The organism is Nibribacter ruber (assembly GCF_009913235.1).
Taxonomy (GTDB): Bacteria; Bacteroidota; Bacteroidia; order Cytophagales; family Hymenobacteraceae; genus Nibribacter; species Nibribacter ruber.
Genome location: NZ_CP047897.1, coordinates 927421 through 951707 on the forward strand (window position 1 = coordinate 927421; position 24287 = coordinate 951707).

Annotated in this window: 16 protein-coding genes; 7 read left to right on the forward strand and 9 right to left on the reverse strand. The window is 51.1% G+C overall.

Translation table 11 applies throughout. The features are described from left to right. Positions 1–85 precede the first annotated feature (85 nt). From GU926_RS04005 to GU926_RS04020, 4 genes are all read right to left on the reverse strand, one after another. A complete protein-coding gene (locus GU926_RS04005) occupies positions 86–1309 on the reverse strand; it encodes a PP2C family protein-serine/threonine phosphatase (RefSeq protein WP_160689248.1) in 1224 nt (407 codons plus the stop codon). Between the two features lie 182 nt (positions 1310–1491). Beyond that, positions 1492–1752 (reverse strand): hypothetical protein, encoded by a 261-nt coding sequence (locus GU926_RS04010; protein WP_160689250.1) that lies wholly within the window; start codon positions 1750–1752, stop codon positions 1492–1494. Then, positions 1749–2885 carry a glycosyltransferase gene (locus GU926_RS04015; RefSeq protein WP_160689252.1) on the reverse strand — a complete coding sequence of 379 codons (1137 nt, stop codon included), beginning with the start codon at positions 2883–2885 and terminating at the stop codon, positions 1749–1751. The genes GU926_RS04010 and GU926_RS04015 overlap by 4 nt, the downstream gene beginning before the upstream one ends. After that, positions 2882–3892 (reverse strand): lysylphosphatidylglycerol synthase transmembrane domain-containing protein, encoded by a 1011-nt coding sequence (locus GU926_RS04020; protein ID WP_160689254.1) that lies wholly within the window; start codon positions 3890–3892, stop codon positions 2882–2884. Before GU926_RS04020 ends, GU926_RS04015 begins: the two co-directional genes overlap by 4 nt. On the opposite strand from GU926_RS04020, the gene ruvC reads away from it, so the two are divergent. After that, positions 3884–4453, forward strand: coding sequence for a crossover junction endodeoxyribonuclease RuvC (gene ruvC, locus GU926_RS04025; protein ID WP_160689256.1), 570 nt, complete (start codon positions 3884–3886; stop codon positions 4451–4453). The genes GU926_RS04020 and ruvC overlap by 9 nt on opposite strands. A 205-nt stretch (positions 4454–4658) precedes the next feature. Here the strand turns inward: ruvC and GU926_RS04030 are convergent, their stop codons facing one another. Both GU926_RS04030 and greA read right to left on the reverse strand, forming a co-directional pair. Next, positions 4659–5060: an HIT family protein gene (locus GU926_RS04030; protein ID WP_160689258.1), complete on the reverse strand. Its 402-nt coding sequence runs from the start codon at positions 5058–5060 to the stop codon at positions 4659–4661. Between the two features lie 12 nt (positions 5061–5072). Next, positions 5073–5546 (reverse strand): transcription elongation factor GreA, encoded by a 474-nt coding sequence (gene greA, locus GU926_RS04035; protein WP_160689260.1) that lies wholly within the window; start codon positions 5544–5546, stop codon positions 5073–5075. A gap of 271 nt (positions 5547–5817) precedes the next feature. Between greA and GU926_RS04040 the strand changes: the two genes are divergently transcribed. After that, positions 5818–6744 (forward strand): Ppx/GppA phosphatase family protein, encoded by a 927-nt coding sequence (locus tag GU926_RS04040; protein ID WP_160689262.1) that lies wholly within the window; start codon positions 5818–5820, stop codon positions 6742–6744. 112 nt (positions 6745–6856) lie between these two features. On the opposite strand, the gene ppk1 is transcribed toward GU926_RS04040, so the two are convergent. Next, a complete protein-coding gene (ppk1, locus tag GU926_RS04045; protein ID WP_160689264.1) occupies positions 6857–8959 on the reverse strand; it encodes a polyphosphate kinase 1 in 2103 nt (700 codons plus the stop codon). 186 nt (positions 8960–9145) lie between these two features. Next, positions 9146–11107 carry a DNA topoisomerase (ATP-hydrolyzing) subunit B gene (gene gyrB, locus GU926_RS04050; RefSeq protein WP_160689266.1) on the reverse strand — a complete coding sequence of 654 codons (1962 nt, stop codon included), beginning with the start codon at positions 11105–11107 and terminating at the stop codon, positions 9146–9148. Positions 11108–11562: 455 nt separating this feature from the next. On the opposite strand from gyrB, the gene GU926_RS04055 reads away from it, so the two are divergent. The 3 genes from GU926_RS04055 to GU926_RS04065 all read left to right on the forward strand — a co-directional run bounded on the left by GU926_RS04055 (position 11563) and on the right by GU926_RS04065 (position 17835). After that, positions 11563–12540, forward strand: a complete 978-nt coding sequence (locus GU926_RS04055; protein ID WP_160689268.1) for an ROK family protein — start codon at positions 11563–11565, stop codon at positions 12538–12540. Between the two features lie 708 nt (positions 12541–13248). Next, entirely contained in the window at positions 13249–16830 is a 3582-nt protein-coding gene (locus GU926_RS04060; protein WP_160689270.1) for a gliding motility-associated C-terminal domain-containing protein, read from the forward strand. 6 nt (positions 16831–16836) lie between these two features. After that, a complete protein-coding gene (locus GU926_RS04065) occupies positions 16837–17835 on the forward strand; it encodes a PorP/SprF family type IX secretion system membrane protein (protein ID WP_160689272.1) in 999 nt (332 codons plus the stop codon). Between the two features lie 485 nt (positions 17836–18320). Here the strand turns inward: GU926_RS04065 and GU926_RS04070 are convergent, their stop codons facing one another. Then, entirely contained in the window at positions 18321–19478 is a 1158-nt protein-coding gene (locus GU926_RS04070; protein ID WP_160689274.1) for an alpha/beta hydrolase, read from the reverse strand. A 200-nt stretch (positions 19479–19678) separates the two neighbouring features. On the opposite strand from GU926_RS04070, the gene GU926_RS04075 reads away from it, so the two are divergent. Together GU926_RS04075 and GU926_RS04080 are read left to right on the forward strand one after the other, a co-directional pair. After that, complete coding sequence (locus GU926_RS04075; RefSeq protein WP_232058420.1) at positions 19679–22312, forward strand: alpha-L-rhamnosidase-related protein; 2634 nt, start codon at positions 19679–19681, stop codon at positions 22310–22312. Positions 22313–22391: 79 nt separating this feature from the next. Next, entirely contained in the window at positions 22392–24287 is a 1896-nt protein-coding gene (locus tag GU926_RS04080; RefSeq protein WP_160689278.1) for a glycoside hydrolase family 13 protein, read from the forward strand.

Genomic DNA, 24287 nt, shown 5'->3' on the forward strand with positions numbered 1-24287 from the left:
TTAAACTGATGGCCGTTTTTGGCGTTTTTTCTGGAAAATAAGCCAAAAACGCCGGCCATTCATCTAGCACCTAGTTTAATTAATTTTATTTAAATCGGCAGGACAGCAAGGTAATGTCATCTGAATAAGACGCACTGCTGTTGAAGCTATTGATCTCCTGCAACAACTGCGTATGTATGTTGCGCGAACTCACATAGCGGCAGCACTGAAGTACCCGTATGGTGTTGTCTATGCCAAACTCGTCTTCGTCGGTGTTGAATACCTCCGTGAGGCCGTCCGTGTAGCAGAACACAAAAGACTTGGGAGGAATGTACACGTTGGTTACCGTCAGGAAGGGAAGCTCTTCAAAAATGCCCAGCATGGTGCAGCCAGCCTCCAGCAACTGGTAGGTGTTGTTCTCCAAGAGCAAAATAGAAGCGTTGTGACCGGCATTTACATAAGACAGCTCGCGCGTCTGGGCATTATAAATCCCTACAAACGTGGTGATGAACTTTTCGGCAATCGCGTTCTGGTAAATCAGGTAGTTCAGTTCAGAAACGATGGTGCCCAGGTCTGTGGTTTGCCGAAGGATGGTGCGCAGGCCCGCCTGAAAGTTAGACATGAGCAAAGAAGCCGGCACGCCTTTTCCAGAAACGTCTGCCACGCAGAACAGAAACTGGTCTTTATCTATCTGAATGAAGTCATAATAGTCGCCTCCAATGGATGAATGCGGAATGTAGGTGGCATGAATGGAGACTTTGGAGTTGTTGGGCAGGCTCTTGGGGAACAGCATGTTCTGCACCTCACGGGCAATTTCAATCTCCTTCCTAATCGCCTCCTGGGCCAACCGGTGCCGCTCCAGCCTACGGTTTTCCATGGCTACCAGAATAATGTTGCTCAGGGTCTGCACAAAGCTCAAGGCGCCCAGCGTGGTGTAGTAGGCGTGCACGTTCCCGATCATGACGAAGGCCAGAATGCGGTTGTTATGAATGATGGGAATGATAGTCTCAAAGTCCTGCCAGCGCTTGTCAATAGGCAGCTTAGCCATGGCAGTGATCTGCCGCAGATCGGTTACCTCAACGGGCAGCTCTATCTCTCTGAAATTATGATCTGTCCCGAAGTTGACTTTACACTCCCAGGCCTCGTCATGAATAAACAGCGCCAACCTTCTGATGTGGAGCTGCGCCAGAAGCGTGAAGTGGTAGATTTTATAGAGCGCTTCCTCTGGCAAGTTGTTGTTGATGGCCTTCGTGATTTCCAGCAAGGCCGCCAATTCCAGCTTCTTCAGATTCAACTCCTGCTCTACCGTGGGAAACTTCAACTCAGACATTGTCTTTCAGGTTTGGGGAAACGGAATAACCAGTTGCGGTAGCCGGGTCCTGCCCATCATACGTTACCAGAAGATTCAGCCGGCAAAATAATTAAAATAACCCACCGAAGCACATTTACCAAGGCAAAGTCTGGTCGTTCTCTTGCGTAAGCCCTTAAAATCAGTATTTGTACTGTAAGGTTTTACCCAGCGGTGTTGTGCGCCAGAAGTCCTGCCTTGGTGGCCAGAAGATAATACTGCTCACGATAGGCGGCAAAATGTTCTGCCTCAAAGGGTACCTCTGTGTCCTGGTCAGGGAACAACACCTTCACGTACCCATTGCCAATCAACTGCAGCAAGGTTTGTTCAAACTCCTGCTCGGGCAGGTTTATTTGTTGGCGAAGCTCGTTGTAAGGCGTAACAAAATACAACTCATCTAAGAGGTCAAATTCTGAATCTGTCATACGGGTAAGTGTTGACGGTTTTTCCAGGCATACGTTCCCCGCCACCCCAGAATGGCGGTGGCGAGCACATACGGGACATACAGCACCTGTAAAAGACCAATAAATAAAAGTAATCTCTTTCTCCTAAAGAAGTCCAGCACCGGCGCAAGCAATACCAGATCAGGAACTAATTTCATAGCCAGCGCCCACCAAAACCACCACCAGCCCAGTGTACCTGCTACCGCCAAACCAAGAACCACCCAAAGCGCCACATTTGCCGTTAGCACCAGCACCGCCAAGGCTTTGGGAGCCGTGCGGGTATAATGCTTCCATTTGCTGGCCCAGCGTTTGCGCTGCTCCAAAAAGCTTTTGAACGCAGGTATTGCTGAGGTCTTGACAATGGCCTCCTGATCTTTTAAAAAAGCAACCGACCCCGGATACTTTTGGTGGATTTTGTGCATCAGGAATTCATCATCCCCCGACGGTAGATGGTCATTCCCGGCAAAGCCGTTCACGCCCAGAAAAGCAGCTTTTTCATAGGCTAGATTGGCACCGTTGCACATGGTGGGCTGCTGCCAGCCAATGCATGCCGCCCCCACTCCAATAAGCGCCGAGAACTCCAGCGCCTGCAACTGTTGAAACCAATCTTCTTGGTAAGTGAGCATTACGGGCCCGCTGATCAGTTTGGCTTTCTGTTCCAGCCGGCAGGCATTGAGTACAGTAAGCCAGTTAGGATGAACTCTGCAGTCCCCGTCTGTGCAGACAATCCAGTCTCCCTGGGCTTGGGAGACTCCCAGTTCAATGGCTCCCTTTTTTAGCCTCTTTTCTGGAAAAGAGGCTAAAAACAGAAGCTTCACTTGTAAAGAGCTGCGCTGAAGAAAGTCATTTACTAAGTCCGGCGTGCCGTCTATGGAATGGTCATCCACTACCAAAACCTCAAAAAGCGATGATGGGTAGGTTTGTCGTTCTAAATCTTGGAGTAATGGAAGGAGATTGCCTTGTTCGTCTTTTACCGGAATAATGACTGTGAAGAAAACCTTGGAACCTACAGATTGGTTTTTCGGAACCGGTAGTCTGGCCCAGGCCCAGGCACTACCCAACAGCACCAGGGCGTAGGTTCCTAACACCAACAGCAAAACGACTAAGAAAATCAACGGGTGCGGGTGAGTTTAAGCGGAAGCACAAACAGCAAGCCCACCACGCTGGGCAAGGCAATGTTGAGGGCCCACAAAGACAAACTGGCTCCCAGCACCAGCATGGGTTCCTGCCCCATCAACCCGAAGAAGTGCATAGCGCTCAGTTCGCGCATGCCAATGTCTGCCAGAGCATTGATGGACGGCACCAATGATTTCAGCAGGAAGGTTCCGGCCACGCCCCAGATGTACTGATCTAGCGTAAGGTTGACGCCAAACGCCCACAGCAGGGCAATGAACTGGGCCATGAACACCGCATACCGCAATCCAGAAAGTAAAATCATCCGGTTCAATTCTTCGGGCGAGTAGTCCCCTATCACAGCGAAGTAGTGCACCCATCGCTTAAGCAGAGGAATTCTTTCCAGCACGGCAATAGCCCAGTGAAAACTGAACAGCAAGGCCAGCATCCATCCATTGACCAACAGCAGTCCCAACGCCACCGAAATTCCCACCGGGGTGGCCAGGGGCAGATAATAGCTATAGAAGAAATACGCCAGCGCGCCAGAACCCACCAGCACCGTGGCAAACAACTGGCACAGACGGCCCAGCAAAATGGCGCCTATAGCGTCTACCCGGTTCTTCTGGTGCAGCGTTAAAATGCGGCCTGCATAGTCTCCTACCCGGTTAGGCGTCACAAACCCCAGGGTAAGGCCCGCCAGTACCGCACGATAGGCTTTTAAGAAAGATAATTTTTCAATTTTCTGGGAAAGGTACTGCCACTTGAGAGCTTCCACGCCCCAGTTGAGGGGCAGTAAAACAAGGGCCAGCGCCGCTGCCCATCCGTTGGTAGACCACACCTGCTGCCATCTGACCCAGGAAAAGGCAGTTTGATTCTCAGAATCCAGCAGGGCCTGTCTCAAATAATAAAGCGTCAAACACAAAACCGCCAGCTTGCCCCCCCACACCAAAAGGCGCACGGGTAGCTTAAGACTGCCAGATTGTTTGTAATTTTGTACTTTATGATTCATTCTAGCCTACCACTTCCTAATAATAAGTTAATTCTTGGCGTAGACCCCGGCACCAACGTGATGGGCTATGGCCTCATTGAAATAAACGGTTCCAAGATTAATGTGCTACAGTACGGGGTTCTGCAACTGAAAAGCTACCCGAACCACGCTGTGAAATTAAAGAAAATATTTGACGCCACCCTGCGCCTCATCACCGAGTACCTCCCCGACGAGATGGCCATTGAGGCACCGTTCTTCGGGACTAACGTACAGTCCATGCTAAAGTTGGGCCGGGCGCAAGGGGTTGCCATTGCTGCCGCCCTTTCCAGAGACATTCCCTACGTGGAATACGCGCCCAAAAAGATTAAACAGTCCGTGACCGGCAACGGAAACGCCTCCAAAGAACAGGTAGCAGCCATGCTCCTGCAAATTCTCAAAATAAAAGAAGCTCCCAAGTTCCTGGATGCCACAGATGCTCTGGCCGTAGCCCTTTGCCACCACTACGCCCAAGGCAGCAATTTAAAAGCCGGCGGAAAATCCTGGAAAGCCTTCTTAACAGAAAACCCCAATCGCATCAAATAGACGTTAGAAGGTAGACACTAGACAGTAGACTTTTGATTTAGACCTTGAATAGAGGTTAAAACAGTTCTGCCGTTTTTGGGCTGATTTCATGAAATCAGCCCAAAAACGGCAGAACTGTTTACTAAGAATACCCAAGAATCATCTTGTGATCATTGAGGTAACTATTACTGTCTAATATCTAAGGTCTACTGTCTAGCATCTACACTTACTGCAAGGCTTCTCTTCCAATGGCGTGGGCCACATCTTCCATCTCTTCTGCGGAGAACTTCTGCTTGGGATTGCTGAAGTTCATGTCTGACATCTTGTTGATGGGAATGAGGTGGATGTGCGCATGGGGCACCTCCAGGCCTATCACCGCCATGCCTACACGCTCACAATCAACGGCTTTCTTGATGGCCACGGCCACCTTCTGCGCGAACTTATGCAAATCTGCCAGGGTGCCTGGTTCCAGGTCAAAGATGTAATCTACGGGCTCCTTGGGGATGACCAGCACATGGCCTTTCACCAGTGGGTTCACGTCCAGAAAGGCAAGGAAACGGTCATCTTCCAGCACTTTATACGCCGGAATCTCTCCATTCACAATCTTTGAGAAGATGGTTTCTGCCATGGCGCTTACTTATTAACGGGAGATTTCTTTAATTTCAAACTTGATGGTACCGGCCGGAACGGTGATTTCGGCTACGTCTCCTACGCTTTTGCCAAGCAGGCCTTTGCCAATAGGTGATTTCACTGATATTTTGCCCGCCGCCAGGTTGGCCTCTTCTTCAGCTACCAGGGTGTACATCACCTCCATGTTATTGTTGAGGTTCTTCAGCTTCACCTTTGACAAGATTAGCGCCTTGGTAGGGTCAAGGTTAGAATCATCTATGAGGCGGGCGTTGCCCACCACCTCTTCTAGTTTAGAAATCTTTAGTTCCAGGTGGCCCTGGGCGTCTTTCGCAGCGTCGTATTCGGCGTTCTCGCTCAAGTCCCCTTTGTCACGGGCTTCAGCTAACTGACGCGCCGCCTCCGCACGTCCTTTGGTCTTCAGTTCTGCCAACTCTTCTTTGAGTTTCTGCAATCCTTCTGCGGTGTAGTATGATACTGTTGCCATAATTGGTATGGATGAGTACTGTGGTAAAAAAGAAGAACGGCCTTCCGTTTGGAGACCGTTCTTATGCTAAGGTAGTATTATTTTTTTGAAAAGCATGGAATCCGGCCAATATTTTAAAGCTCCCTCCTTTTCTGGAAATCGGGTGGTAATTCCCCTTTTAACGCACCTGCAGCCCAGGTTGTTTTTGGCTTGTTTTCTAGGAAACAGACTAAAAACGCTGCTTTATCCATAGGGCCGTTTTCTGTTTTTGGCTATATTTGTTTCTACCTCTATGACAGAAGCCACTGAACCCCTCTTAAAACTGGCCGCCATTGACATTGGTTCTAACGCGGTGCGGTGCCAGATTTCCAACGTGTTTAAGTATGAGCAGCACACCCTCTTTAAACGGGTGGAATACATACGGTATCCCATGCGTCTGGGCGAGGACGTTTTTGCCTCTGGCATCATCTCCAAGAAGAAATCAGAGAAGTTCATAAAACTGCTGCACGCCCTTAAACTTCTGTTAGAAGTGCATGAGGTGCAGGATTACATGGTCTGCGCCACCTCCGCCATGCGCTCTGCCACCAATGCCCCGGAGATCATCCAGGAGGTCCACAAAAAACTGGGTATGGACATACAGGTGATTGACGGCACCACCGAGGCAGATTTGATTAACATGGTCATTCGGCAGCAGCTGGACGACAAAAACTACCTGCACATTGACGTAGGTGGCGGCAGCACCGAGTTCAACATCTACGTGAACCGCATGAAGGTGGCCTCGCGGTCCTTTGAGCAAGGCTCCATTAGGCACATGCAGGGCGATGAGTCTCAGGAAATGTGGACGGCCATGCAAGAATGGGTAACCGAGAAAGCTAAACTGCACCATGTATCAAGGGCCATTGGCACCGGTGGCAACATCAACAAAATCTATGACATGGCCCGCAAAACCGGTGGCAAGCCTATCTTCAAAAAGCAGATTGAAGAAGTGGTTGACCACATTGCCAGCCTGTCCATGGAAGAGCGCGTGAAAGTGCTCCTCCTCAACGCAGACCGCGCCGACGTGATTGTTCCAGCCGCCGAGATTTACCTGTCTGCCATGAAATGGGCCCACATTGAGAGCATGCTGGTTCCGCAGGTGGGTTTGAAAGACGGTATGTTGCAAGCCTTGTTAGAGCGCCACCAAGAAGGCATCCACCACCATTTCAAGATTGATTTTTAGATCGTTTTTTGCTTATTTTCTGAGAAATAGCCCAAAAACGGAAGAGCCCGATAGTTAAAACTTTCGGGCTCTTCCGTTTTATAACTCATTAGAAAATTGAATAATTAGCATTTTAAAACAAGCAAGCTTCCTTGGTCATCTCACTGGTTAAGTGGTAGAATTCGCGGTGGGCGTTGAAGGGTGCTTCGCCTTCTGCCGGATGACGGCGAATGTAAGTGCCATCCTCGCGCATCATGTAGGAGTTCTGGTTGTCCATGAGGTTAAAGCGAAGGATGTTGATGGCCTGCCGTTTTAACTCGTCATTGACAATGTAGAACAAGGCTTCAATGCGGCGTTCAAAGCTACGCACCATGATGTCTGCGCTACCGCCCAACACCGTGGGAATGCCATTGTTGTGGAAGTAGAACAAGCGTGCGTGTTCCAGGTACTCGCCCACAATAGAGCTCACCTGAATGTTCTCGCTCAAGCCTTCCCTTCCCGGACGAAGACAGCAGATACCCCGCACAATCAACTTGATTTTCACGCCCGCCTGCGAGGCAGCGTAAAACTCGTCTATCACCTCTTTGTCTTCCAGGGAGTTGATTTTAATGACAATCCCCGCCTCAAAGCCTTTTTTGGCATTTTCCGCCTCGTGCCGGATCAATTCTATCAACTGCTGGCGCATGTCCTTGGGCGCCGTGATCAGGTATTGATAGTCCTCTGGATAGGAATGCCCCGTGATGACATTGAAGAAGTCAGACACGTCATGCGCGTACACGTCATCTGTGGTTAGTAAACTGATGTCTGTGTATTGGCGGCTGGTAGACTCGTTGTAGTTACCAGAGCCAATGTGTACGTAACGCGTTACCTTCTCCCCTTCCTTCCGGATAATCATCATCATCTTGGTGTGGGTCTTGTACTTACTGATGCCGTAAATCACGAAGCAACCAGCTTTCTCCAGACGCTCCCCTTCCTTGATATTTTTCTCCTCGTCAAAGCGGGCCTTCACCTCAAAGAGCGCAGACACGTGCTTCCCATTCTCGGCGGCTTTGAGCAGGGCGGCCGTCACTCTGGAATTGTCTGCCAACCTGTAAATGGTCTGCTTGATTCCTAGCACATACGGGTCTTCGGCGGCTTTTTCTAAAAGGCTCACCACCGGCTCAATGCTGTTGTAGGGGTGGTGCAAGAGCACGTCATGTTCCTTGAGGTACTCAAACATGTTCTCCTCGGCACCGCGCGGTAAACTAGGCGCCTGCACGGGGGCTGGGGCCTTCATGAGCTTGTTCTTGAACAACGGATGCTTGATGATCTGCCAAAGGCCGCGCAAGTCTACCAGTCCGTCTATCTGAAACAGGTTGGCTTGGTCAATGGTCCAGCGCTCCTTCAGAATCTTAAGCATGTGCGGCGAGGGTTCTTTGTCCATCTCCAGGCGCACCACCCGTCCTTTTTTACGGGTCTTAAGCTTGAGTTTGACTTCCTGCACAAAGTCCTGGTCCATGTCATCGCTTTCTTCCAGCGTAAAGTCTCCGTTGCGGGTAATCCTGAACAAACTCACCGACAGAATCTCCACGTTGCGAAACAGCTTGGGCATGTTCTCCCTAATCACGTCTTCAATGGGCACGAAAATGACTTTGTCCTTGCGCTGAATTTCCAAAAAACGGTTCAGATTGGCCGGTACCTGAATGAAGGTAAGACGGTTGGCTGGTTTCACGTCTTCATTCACCTGCGTCACTACCCCAAAAATGAGGAGCATGTTCATCATGAGCGGGAAGCCGTGGTAACTGTCATAGACCATGGGCGTGAGCAGCGGGAAGATGGTGTCCTTAAAATAGGCGTCTACCTTGCGTTGCTCGGCCTCGGTTAAGTCTTGTACCCGGCAGATGTCCAGCCCGTGCTTCGGGAATTCCTTCACCAGTTCTTGATACACTTTGTACTGGTCTGTGACAAAGCGGTGCGAAAAATCCAGCAGTTTCTTCCGGAACGGAACCTCCCGCATGCCTGAGTAGTCAATTCGCTCCTTGCCGTAGTCAATGTAGTTGTACAGAGAGCCAATCCTGATCATGAAGAACTCGTCCAGGTTGGATGCCGTGATGGCCAGGAACTTGAGCCGGTCAAAGATGGAGGTGTCTGGGTTGCGGGCCTGGTCCAGGACTCTAAAGTTAAATCGCATCCAGCTCAGGTCACGAGAGATGTAATTACTTTTCCGGATTTGGTCAGAGACTTTTATTGGGTTCATAGCAGATGAATCATCAATTCTGAAACGCGGAATATCCCGTTTCTGCCTTGTGCTAAGATACTAGCTTTTTGCTTGTCAGCATGAATACAAACACAAAAGCCTGCAAGAGCGCAGGCTTTTGTGTTTGTTCTATAATTCAACTTCCATTTCTGCCCTAAGGTTGCCAGAAAAAGAAGCTTTTATTGCTTACACGTCTACTTTGGCGTATTTGGCATTGCGTTCAATGAAATCCCTGCGCGGCGCCACTTCATCGCCCATGAGCATGGAGAACAAGTGGTCAGCCTCGGCAGCAGATTCTACTGAAACGCGCTTGAGGGAACGGGTGTCTGGGCGCATGGTGGTTTCCCACAATTGCTCAGGGTTCATCTCACCCAAACCTTTGTAGCGCTGTACGCCCACGCTTTCGTCCTTGCCTTTGCCTAGTTCAGCCACCGCTTCAATACGGTCTTGTTCGGTCCAGCAGTAACGCTCTTCCTTGCCTTTCTTCACCAGGTACAGCGGTGGCAGGGCAATGTACACGTAGCCAGAGTCAATCAAGTCACGCATGTACCGGAAGAAGAACGTCAGGATAAGGGTTCTGATGTGAGAACCGTCCACGTCCGCATCCGTCATGATGATCACCTTGTGGTAACGCAGCTTGTTCATGTTCAAGGCCTTGTCGTCTTCTGGCGTCCCGAAGCTCACGCCCAAGGCAGTGATCATGTTCTTGATCTCTTCGTTCTCATAGATGCGGTGCTCCTGCGCCTTCTCCACGTTCAAGATCTTACCTCTCAGCGGCAGAATGGCCTGGAACTTACGGTCACGGCCTTGTTTAGCCGATCCACCCGCAGAGTCACCCTCCACCAGGTACAGTTCACAGTTTTCAGGATCGTTGTCAGAACAGTCAGCCAGTTTACCCGGTAGGCCAGAGCCGCCCATCACGTTCTTACGCTGTACCATCTCACGGGCCTTGCGGGCCGCCAGACGAGCTTGCGCCGCCAAAATCACTTTCTGGATGATGATACGGGCTTCTTTGGGGTTTTCTTCCAGGAACTGGTTCAGGATCTCTCCTACTACCGTGTCCACGGCGCCCATCACGTCTGAGTTACCCAGCTTGGTTTTGGTCTGGCCTTCAAACTGCGGTTCCTGCACTTTCACAGAAATCACGGCGGTCAAACCTTCCCTGAAGTCATCGCCCTGAATCTCCACCTTGGCTTTTTCCAGCATACCAGACTTCTCGGCGTAGCTTTTCAAAGTACGGGTAAGCGCTCTCCTGAAACCGGCCACGTGGGTACCGCCTTCATGGGTATTGATGTTGTTGACGTAAGAGAAGATGTTCTCTGTGTAAGACGTGTTGTAATTCAAGGCAATCTCAACCGGAATACCGCCCTTTTCGCTCTCCACATAAATGGGGTCAGGAATCAGGTTCACGCGAGTTTCCTCCAGGTAGGCTACAAATTCACGCAGACCGCCTTCAGAGAAGAAAGAGTCGTTCAGGAATTCACCACCCGCCAAAACCTCGCGGCGGTCAGTGAGGTTGATTCTGATGCCCTTGTTCAGGAAAGAAAGCTCGCGCAGACGGCTGGCCACGGTTTCATACTTGTATTCTGTGACCGTGAAGATGCTGGCGTCTGGCTGAAAATGGACCGTGGTACCAGATTTATCTGTGGTGCCAATCTCGCGTACGGGGTACGCTGGCACGCCAATGTTGTAGTGCTGCTCATACACTTTTCCGTTTTTGTGAACGGTCACGTGCAGGTCAGTGGAAAGGGCGTTCACGCAGGAAACCCCTACGCCGTGCAAACCGCCAGAAACCTTATAACTGTCTTTGTCAAACTTACCGCCGGCGTGCAATACGGTCATGACCACCTCCAAGGCAGAGCGCCCTTCTTTCTGGTGGAAATCTACCGGTATACCGCGGCCGTTGTCTGACACGGTGATGGAATTGTCTTCATTGATGGTGACGTTGATCTCATCGCAGTGACCGGCCAGGGCCTCGTCAATGGAGTTGTCAACTACTTCCCATACCAGGTGATGCAGACCCTTTACGCCAATGTCGCCAATGTACATGGCGGGGCGCTTGCGTACGGCTTCCAGTCCTTCCAGAACCTGAATGCTGTCTGCTGAATAAGAGGTGTTGTTATCGAGAGTTTGTTCGATGTCACTCATGGTGTAATCGGTGGGTTATTAACATGCAAAAATAGCGAATTTTATCGGTTTTTGCCAGTAAAACTGCCGGAAATATAGGAGAAATTTAATAATTTCTGAAGCATCTCCTACCCCATTGGTGTAAGTCCTGGTACACAAATGGCTTCTTGGTCTTGGCCCTCCGTTTTTGGCTTGTTTTCTACAAAACAAGCCAAAAACGGAGTACTTTACATAATCCGCTTTCAAGGCGACATTTTCTTACTTAGCGAAGGATCATAGCATTCTGTTTGGCCTAGCTAATAATTATAAACACTTAATTTTCTGATAGTTATTTGTCAACCACATAAGAACTACAAGGCCTTGTATTTGGGTAAATGCCCGATTCTTCTTAAGTTTCGTCTTTTAAAGCAAAAGTACCCAAGGCAGCCTCCTCTTTTGGCCGTTCTGCCTTCTGCATCTATTCTCTACAAACGCACATGAAGGACGTAATTTTAGGTATTGACATTGGGGGCACCAACACCAAGTTCGGTTTTTTGGATCGGGACGGTATTAGCCTGGTTCAAGGGGAGCTTTCTACCAATGAAGGAGAAACGGTGCATGATTTCTTGCGAGTCCTGTACCAGGAGGTGATGACCAAATTCAAGAAGATTGAAGACGAGGCCAACCTGATTGGCGTAGGCGTGGGCGCCCCTAACGGCAACTACTATACCGGCACCATTGAAAACGCACCCAACCTGAAATGGCACGGCAGCGTTCCCTTGGTGGACCTCCTGAAGCAGTACTTTAAAATGCCGGTTTTCCTGACCAATGATGCCAACGCCGCCGCCATTGGCGAGATGGTGTACGGCGGAGCCAAGAACATGAACAACTTTGTGGTCATCACGCTGGGCACCGGTCTGGGCAGCGGCATTGTGGTGAACGGCCAGCTGGTGTACGGCCATGACGGCAACGCCGGCGAAATTGGACACACCCTGGTGAACGTGAACGGCCGCGGTCGCATGTGCGGCTGCGGAAGAAAAGGCTGTTTAGAAACCTACGTTTCGGCGACGGGCATCAAGCGCACCGTGTACAAACTCCTCGCCGACTCTACCGATTACAGCGAGCTGCGCAGCGTGAGCTTCAATGACTTGACTGCTGAGATGATCACCCAGGCGGCCAAACGCGGCGACAAGATTGCCATTGACGCCTTTGAATACACCGGCAAAGTGCTGGGCATGAAACTAGCCGACACCGTGGCCCACCTGAGCCCAGAGGCCATCTTCTTATTTGGGGGCTTGGTGCGCGCCGAGGAGTTCTTGTTTGACCCCGTTCGCTACCACATGGAGAAGAACTTGCTGCACATCTTCAAAGGCAAGGTAAAGATTCTTCCGTCTGGCCTAGGTTTGAACAACACCGCTGTCATGGGTGCTGCTGCTCTGGCTTGGAACGAAATGGAGCGCGGAGCCACTGCGTGAACGAATCCCATTGATTTAGATAAAACGGAGAGGGCGCTACCAATGGTAGCGCCCTCTCCGTTTTTGGGCTGTTTCCCAGAAAACAGCCCAAAAACGATATTCCTGGCCGGCACATAGCTCTTTGGACATTTTCTGCCATACTTACTTTAGTTGCTGATTACTTCCTTTCCTTCTTAAGCCTTAAGTCGAAGTTTTGATATCACTTTTGCCAGAATCCGGTAGCATGAGAGTATCGTATATCTCAAAGGCATCTTTTTTAAATGCCGTACTGAGGAGATGGAAGCAACATTTTTTTAAAATATTAGTATTTACAAATATCCTTTCTTTTCAGGCAGTGCAGAGCAGTTCAAGAGTAACAGGGCGCTCTTCCCTTCCAGCAGATTTTAATGATTGCACCCCGTTGCGCTTCCTCACCCCAAGGAAGAGATGATTCACTGGCGTTCAAACAGATACGTACCTTTCACTCAATTCTAGTAGAAATTACCCGCGGTACATTCGCTCGTTTTATTTCCTTAAAAACAGGTTTCTAGCTTAATAAGGAATTTCTGAAAAACGGCACCGCATCCAACATACAGTAATTACTCTTTCTCCCAACGTTCCTTTGAGCGGCTTTTTGAACGTGATCTGCCGCTAGCATACCCTTACCTTTTTCTATGAGATAAGATGTACTATTACAAAAGGTGTTTACTGTTCATTTGCGTTTTTCTGATGAATCTGGCACAGGGTGTTGCGCAGGAATGCCCCGCTGTGATTACGCCCTCCAATCCGGCCGCCGTCTGCCAGCCAGACGCGGTGACCCTGGCCGCCAATAGCGGTCCTGGGCTCACCTACCAATGGCAAAAAGACGGAGTAGATGTGCCAAATGCCACCGGGGTCACGTTTACGGCCGCGGCCTCGGGCAATTATACCGTGCGGGTGACGGGCCCTAGCTGTACCGCCAAAACTTCTACGCCCGTTACCGTCACCATAACTCCTCAACCGGCCCAGCCTACTTTTCTGGTCAACCCCAACATTGTTCAGTGCGCTGGCACGCCCATTGGGTTTTCCATTGTAAATCCTTTGCCCAACACCAACTATGTCTGGGATTTTGGTGACGGAACTACCTCTACTGGTGATTTCGTACAGCACGCATACAACTCGGTGGGTAACGGAACAGTCACTTTCACGGCTCAGGTGTATGCCGTGACGCAAGGTGGTTGTACCTCTCCGGCACGGTCTACAACAATCTCGGTGGCTCAGAAGCCGGCTTTCTCCCCGCCCAAAGACAGCAGCAATTTTATTGTCTGCGTGCCAGACAGCCAGAAGGTTATTAAACAGACGGCCTCTTTGCTCAATCCTACTCCGGTGCCCAATAACATTGTTTCGTATGTGGTGGACTTCGGGGATGGTGCCGGGCCAAGGGCATTTACAGCAGGAGATTTCACGGCGACTAAGCCTATCCGGAATACCGTGCCCTATGACACCACCGGCGCTTTTAAAATCTCCATCAGAGCCATTGGGTCCAACGGCTGTGATTCTGTGTATACCATTGATTACCAGATCAGCCGAAAGCCAAAGGCTGGCTTTACCACCAACAAAGAACGGGTGGACCCTGCCGCCTGCGTGCCCGTGAAAGTGACCGTAGACACCGACAGCAGCAGCGGCGGAAACCTGAGTTATAAGTGGAAGGTCCTCAACAAAAACGGCCAGGAAGTAGGCAACAGTGATATGGAGTACCTGGATAACACCACAGACACCACTCAAAATCCCATCTTCAGTTTCAAGAACAAAGGCCGGTTCACCATCAAGCTGTTTGTGTCCAATACCTGCGGCACAGATTCTACGGAACAGAGCGTGTTGATTGCCTTGCCCGAAGTACAGATGAACGCAGACTCCACGGCCTGCGGGGCGCCCACCACCATCAGGTTCAACGCAGACATGGTGCAGTTTGACGCCAACCTGGGCACCATTAGCGGGTACAAATGGACTATCTCGGGCACGAGCGGGGCAACAGCCGTCAACGGCACCACCCTTCAGGACATGACCCCTGAGATCAGGTTCCCCAACGTGGGTGTCTACACAGTCACGGTAGTGGCGACCAATGAATGCGGGGCCTCAGATGAAGTAGAGCAGCAAATGGCCACGGCCACCATCACCGTCAATGAGATACCCGGGGCACCTACGTTCACCACGGCCTCCACAACCATTTGCAATGAAACCTCCGCCCTCCTACGACCGACGGGGCCAGGTACGACGTATAATTTCTATAGTGAACCTGCGGGAGGAACGCCTTTAAAAACCGGAAGAGACTACACCACAGATTCCCTTAATAGCGCTACCACCTTCTACGTGGCCTCGGTGACCCCGCAAGGTTGTGAAAGCGCCACCCGCACTCCCTTCACGGTGAACGTGACGCCTGGCATCACGGATAATTCCATCTCTGTGGAAGCCGGAAACCAAGAGATTTGCGCAGGTTCCTCCCCAGGCACCCTTGCCGGTACGGCGGCCAAAGAAGGCACCAACACCCCCGCATACGTCTGGCAGAAAAGCACTACCAATGAAACTACTGGGTTCACCACCATTGCTGGGGCTACGGCGCAAGATTACGCGCCGGGGCCATTGGCTGCCACCACTTGGTTTAGAAGAATAGCCCGCTCTAATTTCTCCTGTCCGTCAGATACCAGCAACGTAGCCGTGGTGAATGTGAGTCCGGCTATTGAGGGCAACACCATTAACGTGGGCACCGGAAGGCTTTTCACCATCTGCGAGGGCAGCACCGCACCTGAAATCACCGGTACTGCCATTGCGGGCGTGAGTTACCTCTGGGAAAGCAGCAACAATGCCACCGACGGCTTTACCGCTGCCCCTGGCGTGAACAACCAGCAGAACTACAGTCCCGGCGTTCTTACCCAGACTACTTTCTATAGAAGGCGGGTCATCAGTTCTGCCTGTGACCAAGCCTCTGCCGTGGTAGTGGAGATACGCGTAACGCCCAAACTGACCAACAACGTGATTGAGGGCAATCAGGAAATTTGCGCCACTGGCTCTGCTCCGGCTCCTTTGACCGGCACCGTGCCTACCGGCGGCACGCTGAACAGAACCTACCGCTGGCAAAGCAGCCTCAACGGCAACGCAGAAGACTTCCAAACGGCGGCAGGCAACTCCACTGGTCAGAACTATTCTCCAGCGGTGCTCACCCAGACCACGTTCTTTAGGAGGCTGGTATCTTCTGAGGGGTGTGACTCCTTGAGCAGCAACGTGGTGAAAATTACGGTGAGCGCGCCGGTCAATGACAACACCATTACTGCTGCACAGACATCGGTTTGCCAGAACACCACCACCTCTTTTACTGGTTCTGTGGCAACAGGCGGCTCCGGCACCTTGAGTTACCAATGGCAGCAAAGCACCACCAATGGCACAGACGGGTTCCAGAACATTGCGGGCGCCACTTCGCAGAACTATACGCCGGTTGCCACCAATCTCAACACTTGGTACCGCCGATTGGTGACTTCTGCTGGTAATACCTGCCTGGCCAATGCCTCCAATGTAATCCTGATATCGGTGCAACCTTCTCCGGTGGCCCCAACCGTGGAGGCAACAAATGTCACCTCCTGCGCCGGTGAGTCCGTTACCCTGCGGGCAAGCGGGACTGGTGGCGTGTTTGAGTGGTTTACTTCGCCTGAAGGTGGAACGCCAGTGTTCATCGGTCCAGAATTCCAGACGGGGCCTTTGACGGCTTCTACTTCGTACTACGTGCAGGCCAAGAATACCAATCAATGCGTGAGCGTGACCCGCACCCAGGTGCAGGTGACCGTGAGCAACGCGGTGGCAGACGCCGGGCCAGATGCCACCATTATTGAAGGCCAGGCCGTGACTCTGCGCGGCAGCGGGGGTGCCACCTACCTCTGGACTCCGGCTACCGGCTTAAGCAGCGCCACCGTGGCCAACCCGGCCGCCAGCCCCATATTCACCACCACCTACACCTTGCAGGTAACAGACGCCAACGGCTGCACCGACACAGACGAGGTCACGGTCACCGTGATTGGCGGCCTTAAGATTGTAAATACCTTCTCTCCTAATGGCGATGGTGTCAATGAAACCTGGGACCTGGGCAACGTAAGCAACTTCCCGGACATCAGCATTGAAATCTTTAACCGATGGGGACAACGGGTGTACACCTCTAAAGGCTACGCCACGCCCTGGGACGGAACTTACAACGGCAAGGCGCTGCCCGTAGACACCTATTACTACATCATCCGGCTGAACCAGGAGGAGAATCCTTTGAAAGGCAGCGTCACCATTATCAAATAACCGGCTATGAAAAGATTTCTACTTACAGGAGGTTTGGTACTGGGAATGATGACCGCTGGCTGGGCCCAACAACGGCCGCAGTACACGCAATACATGGTCAACAGTTACTTGTTTAATCCGGCCATTACGGGCATAGAAGACTACACAGACATTAAGTTCGGATCAAGGCAGCAGTGGATAGGTCTGGAAGGCGCACCCAAAACCTATTTTTTAACTGCGCATTCACCTTTGAATAAAGCCCTGGGAAGCGTGCGGAGCTCGTCAAGCCCGGGAGGAGTGCGCACCGTGAACAGGAACAAGTTTGTGCCGGCTTACCCGCACCACGGGGCGGGCATTATAGCCGTTGTAGACAAGGCAGGGCCGTTGCGCAGAACCAATGTCAATCTTTCTTACGCGTACCATTTGCCGGTTACCAGAAGCATCACCATTTCTTTGGGGGCCTATGGGGGCATTCTCCGGAACAGTTTCAATGCCAGCGAAGCCACGTTTTCCAATCCCGCCGAACCTGCCCTCAACAGTGATTTCTTAAACCGAAACTTCATTGACGTAGGCCTGGGCACCTGGATTTACGCACCCAATTTTTACCTCGGCTTTTCTGGCGCACAGCTGTTGCACACAGAATTAAAAGCCTCTGAAGGCTCCGTGACGGAAGGAATCATCCAGCGGCATTTCTTCGGGATGGCTGGTTACAAGTTTAGGGTGACTCCGGCGGTGACCTTGATTCCCTCGGTTCTGGTGAAGATTGCCTCTCCCAGCCCTACCACCGTTGATGCTAACCTAAGAGCGGTGTATGCAGACCGATTCTGGGTAGGTGCCACCTACCGGACCAAAGACGCCTATGCTGCCATGCTGGGTCTTAACGTAACCCACTTCCTGGAGATGAGTTATGCTTATGACTACAATACTTCCAACCTTAACATTGCCAATTCCGGCAGCCATGAAGTCACGGTAGGCGTGCGTCTGTTCAACAAAGGCAAAGTGCTCTGTCCGCGCTGGATGAATTAAAAACCGATCCTTGAAACCGCAGCCCTCGTTTTTAGCCTGTTTTCTAGGAAACAAGCCAAAAACGAGGGCTGCGGCGTTTCTATTGCTAGCTTTCTAGCTGGAATCGAATTAAAAAGCCAGCAATTGCTACAGTGGCTAGTTCTTCTAATCAAAGCGAAGGAGATTGCTAGCATAAAACCAACAATGGCAGGCTGGCCTTTACTCAAAAGCTTAAGCGGCGGTAAACCAACCAAACTTTTACAACGAAACCAGGCAGGCCGTTTTTGGCTTGATTTCGAGAAAACAAGCTAAAAACGATACAAACAACTCAAGTTGAATTTCGCCAATTTTTCAATTCAACATTACCAGCGCAAACAATAATCGGAGCAGCTTTTGGCTTGTGTACAGAACCTAACCAGGCGCGGGACGTTTTTGGCTTGTTTTACAGAAAATAGGCTAAAAACGGCAAGGGCTAGGTCAATCTGTTTCTACTAAATGACGAGTCGTTACTTTTTGTAGAACAACCAGGTGAAGGCATCCGGGAATTCGCGTTGCCAGAAGGATTCTTTGTGCTCCCCGTCGGCGTGGGTTTCATAGTGCAGGTTCTTCTTTTTGAGCCCTTTCTTCAACAGCAAGTCACGCATTCTAGCCATGTCTGGCACCATCTGTTGACCTTCCTTTTCGCCGGCCAACAATACAATTTTCAAGTCTTTGGGTACTTTGTGGGTTTCTACAAACGAGTATACCTCCGGAGAAACCCAGAACGCAGGTGAAAACACACCCGCCTTCCCGAAGACGCTTGGATGCTTAAGCGCGGCATACAGAGAAATCAACCCGCCCATGGAGCTGCCGGCCACGCCCGTATGTTTTTTATCTGCAAGCGTCCGGTAATGGGCATCCATGTAAGGCTTTAAGGTCTGAGCCAGAAAGTCAACATAAGCATCGCCTTGTCCGCCGCCGTATTGTGCATTCTTCCAGGGGGTGTACTCGTTCATGCGCTGATCAGAGCCGTTGTCTGGCGCAACAATGATGGCGCCCCTTCCGGTCTCTGCAAACAATTTGTCCATTGACTCGTCCACGCCCCACTCGCCGCTATAGCCATAAAACGCATCAAACAGGTTCTGGCCGTCGTGCATGTACAACACCGGGTATCGCTTTCCCGAGGTGGCATAATCTGGCGGCAAATAAATCCAGACGCGGCGACTGCGATTGAGCTGCGGCATCCAGAACTCATTGCTCAGGATCTTCACATTGGGACTGGCCGTGTGTACCTTTTCTGGGCTGGCAAAGAAGTCTGACCAGCTTTCAATCTCCACCCGCACCGTGTCTGTGGATTTCTTGGCTACGTAGATTCGGTTGTTTTTGGGCGCACCGCTGATGAGGGCCTCGCCAGTGGCCCAGTTGCCGCGCGTGATTTTATATTCCAGCTCACCGGGGCCCGAGGGCATGGTCAGGTACCAGCGTCCGTTGGCGTTTTTTTTGAAAGCATGGGTTTTGCTGCCAGGGTTCCAGTTGTTGTGATTGCCCGCCAGAAAGAGGGTGTCCTGCGCAGGGGTTTTAGCAGGTACTTTGGTGACCTCAAAGGTGACCTGCGCCGAGGCAGAATGCACGCCCACGCCTACCAACAGGAGGGTCATCAGCTTAGCGCTAAAGCTGTTTTTCATAATTTGGCATTTTTAAATCAAGGAAATCGATTTCCCTCTCGCAAATCTTATTATTTTTGGTGTAAATATTATAAAACTAGCAAAGAATCGCTAGGCTTCTGGACCTAAAGCTACTTGAAGGCATGTATAAAAAGGCAATCCCCGTATTACTCTTGGCCAGCTGTGCACTTTTTTCCTGCACCAGAAATGCCTCAGCGCCTATGCCTTCTACTGCTACCTTATACACATCGCCCGCGTTTTCCATCTTTTCAGACAAGGTAATCCAGGGGAAGAACGAAGCCCATGCCTTGTCCCCTACGCACCTTAGGTCTACCTACCAAAGCCCTGCCAACCAAACCTTTAACCGCTTAATTGAATTCAAGTTCAGCCTAAACGGCAAGGACAATGAACTACCCGTAGGCGTGAACCACCGGCTGGTGTTACAACCGGTGAACGGCAAAGTAGAGACGCCGGTGTTGGTGTTCGGACAGCAGGATGCCACCACGCCCACTGCCAAGGCCAACGATTTCCTGGAACCCAATACCCAGGTCACGTTGAAGTTGGACATGCGCCCGGTGCTGGAAGCTTTTCAAAAACAAGGCTTCTACACGGCTTATAACGGCGACAAGCTCTATGCTCAGGATTTTAAAGGCGTGTTTGTGGCCGGCGGCTCAGAACCCTTGAGCTGGGACTTTGAGAACCTGCCCAGCCGCCAGCACCTGCAGCTCCAGGACCCTGACAAAGACGGCATTTATACGGTTACCCTCACCTTCAATGCCTACAACCCAGAAAACTTCACGGCCTCTGAGTGGCAACTCAAACAAGACATCAGCAAACTGCCCCAATTCAACTCCAGCCATGTGCTACTGGACGCGCTGTACAACCTGTCACTGGAAGAATCTTTGCTCAACATCAGGACGGACCAGACCTTTATGGCCGGTGCCAAATGGGACGGCGTCTGGACCCGAGACATAAGCTACAGCATTGTGCTGGCCCTGGCCGCCATTCACCCTGAGATTTCTAAAAACAGCCTGCTCCGCAAGGTAAAAGACGGACGCATTATCCAAGACACGGGCACGGGTGGCTCCTGGCCTATCTCCTCTGATCGCATGACCTGGGCCCTGGCCGCCTGGGAAGTTTATCTGGTGACCGGTGACCAAAACTGGCTGCAACAAGCCTATGCCATCATCCAAAAGTCTTCCGAGGAGGATTTCTTAACCGTGCAGGATTCAAAGACCGGCCTCATGCGTGGTGAATCTTCTTTCCTGGACTGGCGCAAGCAAACGTACCCGCTCTGGATGCAACCCGTGGATATCTACGAGTCCCTTAACTTGGGCACCAACGCTGTGCATTACCAGATGTACCGCATCCTGGAACAGATGGCCCAGCGTTTGGGGCAGCCGAGCCAACAATATAGTCAACGGGCTTCCCAAATTAAACAGGCCATAAATGACAGACTTTGGTCTGAGGAACAAAAATACTACGGACAATATCTGTATGGCCGTCAAAACTTGTCGCTGTCACCCAAAGCAGAAGGACTGGGCGAGGCCTTAACCTTGCTGTACGGCATTGCCGAAGGAGACCGCAGAGACCAAGTGCTCAACAACACGCCGCAGACTAACTTCGGGATTCCCAGCATCTTCCCGTATATCCCAGAAATTCCGCCGTACCATAACAACAGCATGTGGCCCTTTGTGCAGGCCTATTGGACCTGGGCTGCCGCCGAGGCCGGGCACACCGCCAAAGTTTCTGAAAGCATGAGCGCCCTCTACCGGGCGGCGGCTCTGTTTCTCACCAACAAAGAAAACCTGGTGGCCACCACCGGCGATTACAAAGGCACCGAAACCAATTCTGACCGCCAGCTCTGGAGCGTGGCCGGCAATTTGGCCATGGTCTATAGAGTATTCTTCGGGATGAAGTTTGAGCAGGACAAACTGGTATTTAAGCCGGTGGTGCCCGCCTCTTTTGCCGGTAAAAAGAACCTGACCAAGTTTCCATACAGAAAAGCATTCTTAAACATAGAGTTAGAAGGCCACGGCACCCAGCTGAAGGAGATTTACCTAGATGGCAAACGCGTAAATTCGGCTGAGATTCCGGCCAACTTAACTGGTGAGCATTCCCTTAAAATGGTATTGGCAGGAGACACCGGTACCACCACACCAGCTAAACTAGTGGAGCATAAATTCACGCCAGCTACGCCGCAACTTACCTACAAAAACGGCAAGGTGAGCTGGACTTCGGTCCCGCAAGCTGCCTCCTATAAAGTAGTGCACAACGGGAAAGTAGCAGCCACTATGGAAACTACTTCTTTCACAGTTCCCACCAATTCTTTAGAACCCGCAGAATACCAAATAAAAGCGATTGGAGCTAACGGAACAGAATCCTTCTTAAGCGAACCCCTTAGCGTAAAAGGCACCAAAGCAGAGCGTTTGGTGGAAATGGAAGAAACCACTGCTTCAAAAGCCCACAACGCGGCCGGGTTTACCGGAAAAGGCTACATCGAAATAAAGAAAGGACAGCCTGCGCTATCATTCCAAGTAAAGGTAGCTGAGAACGGATTATATGCGTTGGATTTCAGATACGCCAACGGAAGCGGCCCCATTAACACAGACAACAAAGCGGCCATCAGAAGTTTAAGCGTGAACGGGAAGCGCATAGGCGCCATGGTGTTTCCGCAGCGCGGCTTTGACGAATGGTCTAACTGGGGCTACTCCAACGCACAGAACCTGTACCTACCCAAAGGCACGCATACCTTCACCTTGTCTCTGGAAGCCTCAGATGAGAACATGAACGGCGATATCAATGAGGCCTTGCTGGATCTTTTGCGACTTACCTGGCTACGAGCGAAAGAATAAGCTTCGTTTTTGGGATATTTCTCAGGAAACAGGCCAAAAACGGATTTGTAAAATTTGAAAGACACTGATTGAAATAAATATGCGACAATTCCACTTCGGCTTGAGGAGCAAACTAAGCATTTTGCTTCTTCTTGTGCTGGTCACCTTCACCACGCAGGCCCAGAAAAAAGACGGCATTACCCGCATGGACCCTACCTTCTGGTGGGTGGGCATGAAGAATCCCAACCTGCAATTGTTGGTATACGGCCCCAACGCGGGCACGTATGAGTATTCCTTGAGCCATCCGGGTGTGACGCTGGTGAAGACCAACAAAGTAGAAAATCCCAACTACGCCTTCCTTGATTTGACCATCTCCCCTACTGCCAAGGCGGGTACGTTCACGCTTACCGGAAAAAAAGGCGGCAAAACCATCAAGCGCACCTATGAGTTGAAGGCGCGTACCGCAGAACCGAAGGCGCAAGGCCTAAACGGCTCTGATTTTATCTACCTGGTCCTGCCCGACCGCTTCTCCAACGGTGACCCCAAGAACGACAAGTTCAAGGATATGGCCGACTCTAATGCGGACCGCAACAATCCTTTCTATAGACACGGCGGTGACATTAAGGGCATCCAGAATCACTTAGACTATTTCCAGGAATTTGGCGTGACGGCGCTTTGGCTGAACCCGGTCATAGAGAACAATCAGCCCTTAACAGATGAAGGCGGCACCAAACGCAGTGCCTACCATGGCTACGCCTTCACGGACCACTACAATGTAGACCGCCGTTTGGGTGGCAATGAAGCCTACAAAAAACTGGTGCTAGCCGCGCACGCCAGAGGCATGAAGATTGTGCAGGATGCCGTGTACAACCACGTGGGCATCAACCACTGGTTTATCAAAGACATGCCCAGCAAAGACTGGGTGCACCAGTTCCCTAGCTATACCAACACCTCGCACAAATTCCAGCCCATCATTGACCCTAACGGCTCTAAAGCCGACTGGGACATCATGCTCAATGGCTGGTTCACGCCTTTCATGCCAGACCTGAACCACGAAAACAAACTGGTAGAGAATTATCTGATTCAGCACGCGCTTTGGACGGTAGAGCATTTTGAGATTGATGCCTGGCGCATTGACACCTACATGTACAATGAGGACCAGTTCATGAACCGTTGCAATCAGGCCTTGCTAGATGAATATCCTAACATCCACATCTTCGGGGAGAGCTGGGTGAACAACGTAGTGGCTCAGGCTCGCTTTGTCCGTAACAACATCAACTTCCCCTTCAAGAGCAACCAGCCAAGCACCCTGGACTTTGTTTTGTTCAACGCTTTTAATGACGCCCTAAACCAGAACTTCGGTTGGGACGAAGGAGTGAGCAAAGTACACCAGGTCCTGGCCCAAGATGCCGTGTATGCAGCCCCCATGAACCTGGTGACTTTCCTGGACAACCATGACATGAACCGCTATTTCTCTGTCATTGGCGAAGACCTGAACAAATACAAAATGGGCGTGACCTGGCTGTTAACCACACGCGGTATTCCTTCTTTGTATTATGGCACCGAGATTCTGATGAAGAACTTCAAAGACCCAACGGACGCTGAGGTGCGCAAGGATTTCCCGGGCGGTTTTACAGGCGACAAGGAAAATAAATTCACTGCATCAGGCAGAAACGAGCGCGAGAATGATGCGTTCAACTTTGTCAAGACCTTGGCCAACTACCGCAAGAATACCCCGGCCCTGCACTCGGGTAAACTCATGCAGTTTGTACCGCAGGACGGCATCTACGTGTATTTCAGATACAACCAAGACAAGACAGTGATGGTGGCCACCAATACCACAGACAAAGAAGCAGACCTAAAAACTGAACGCTTTGCCGTGCGCATGACTGGATTCACCAAAGCGCAGAACATCCTCACCAAGCAACCGGTAAGCAGTTTAAGCACTATTAAGATTCCGGCTAAAACGGCTTTGGTGCTGGAGTTACAGAAATAA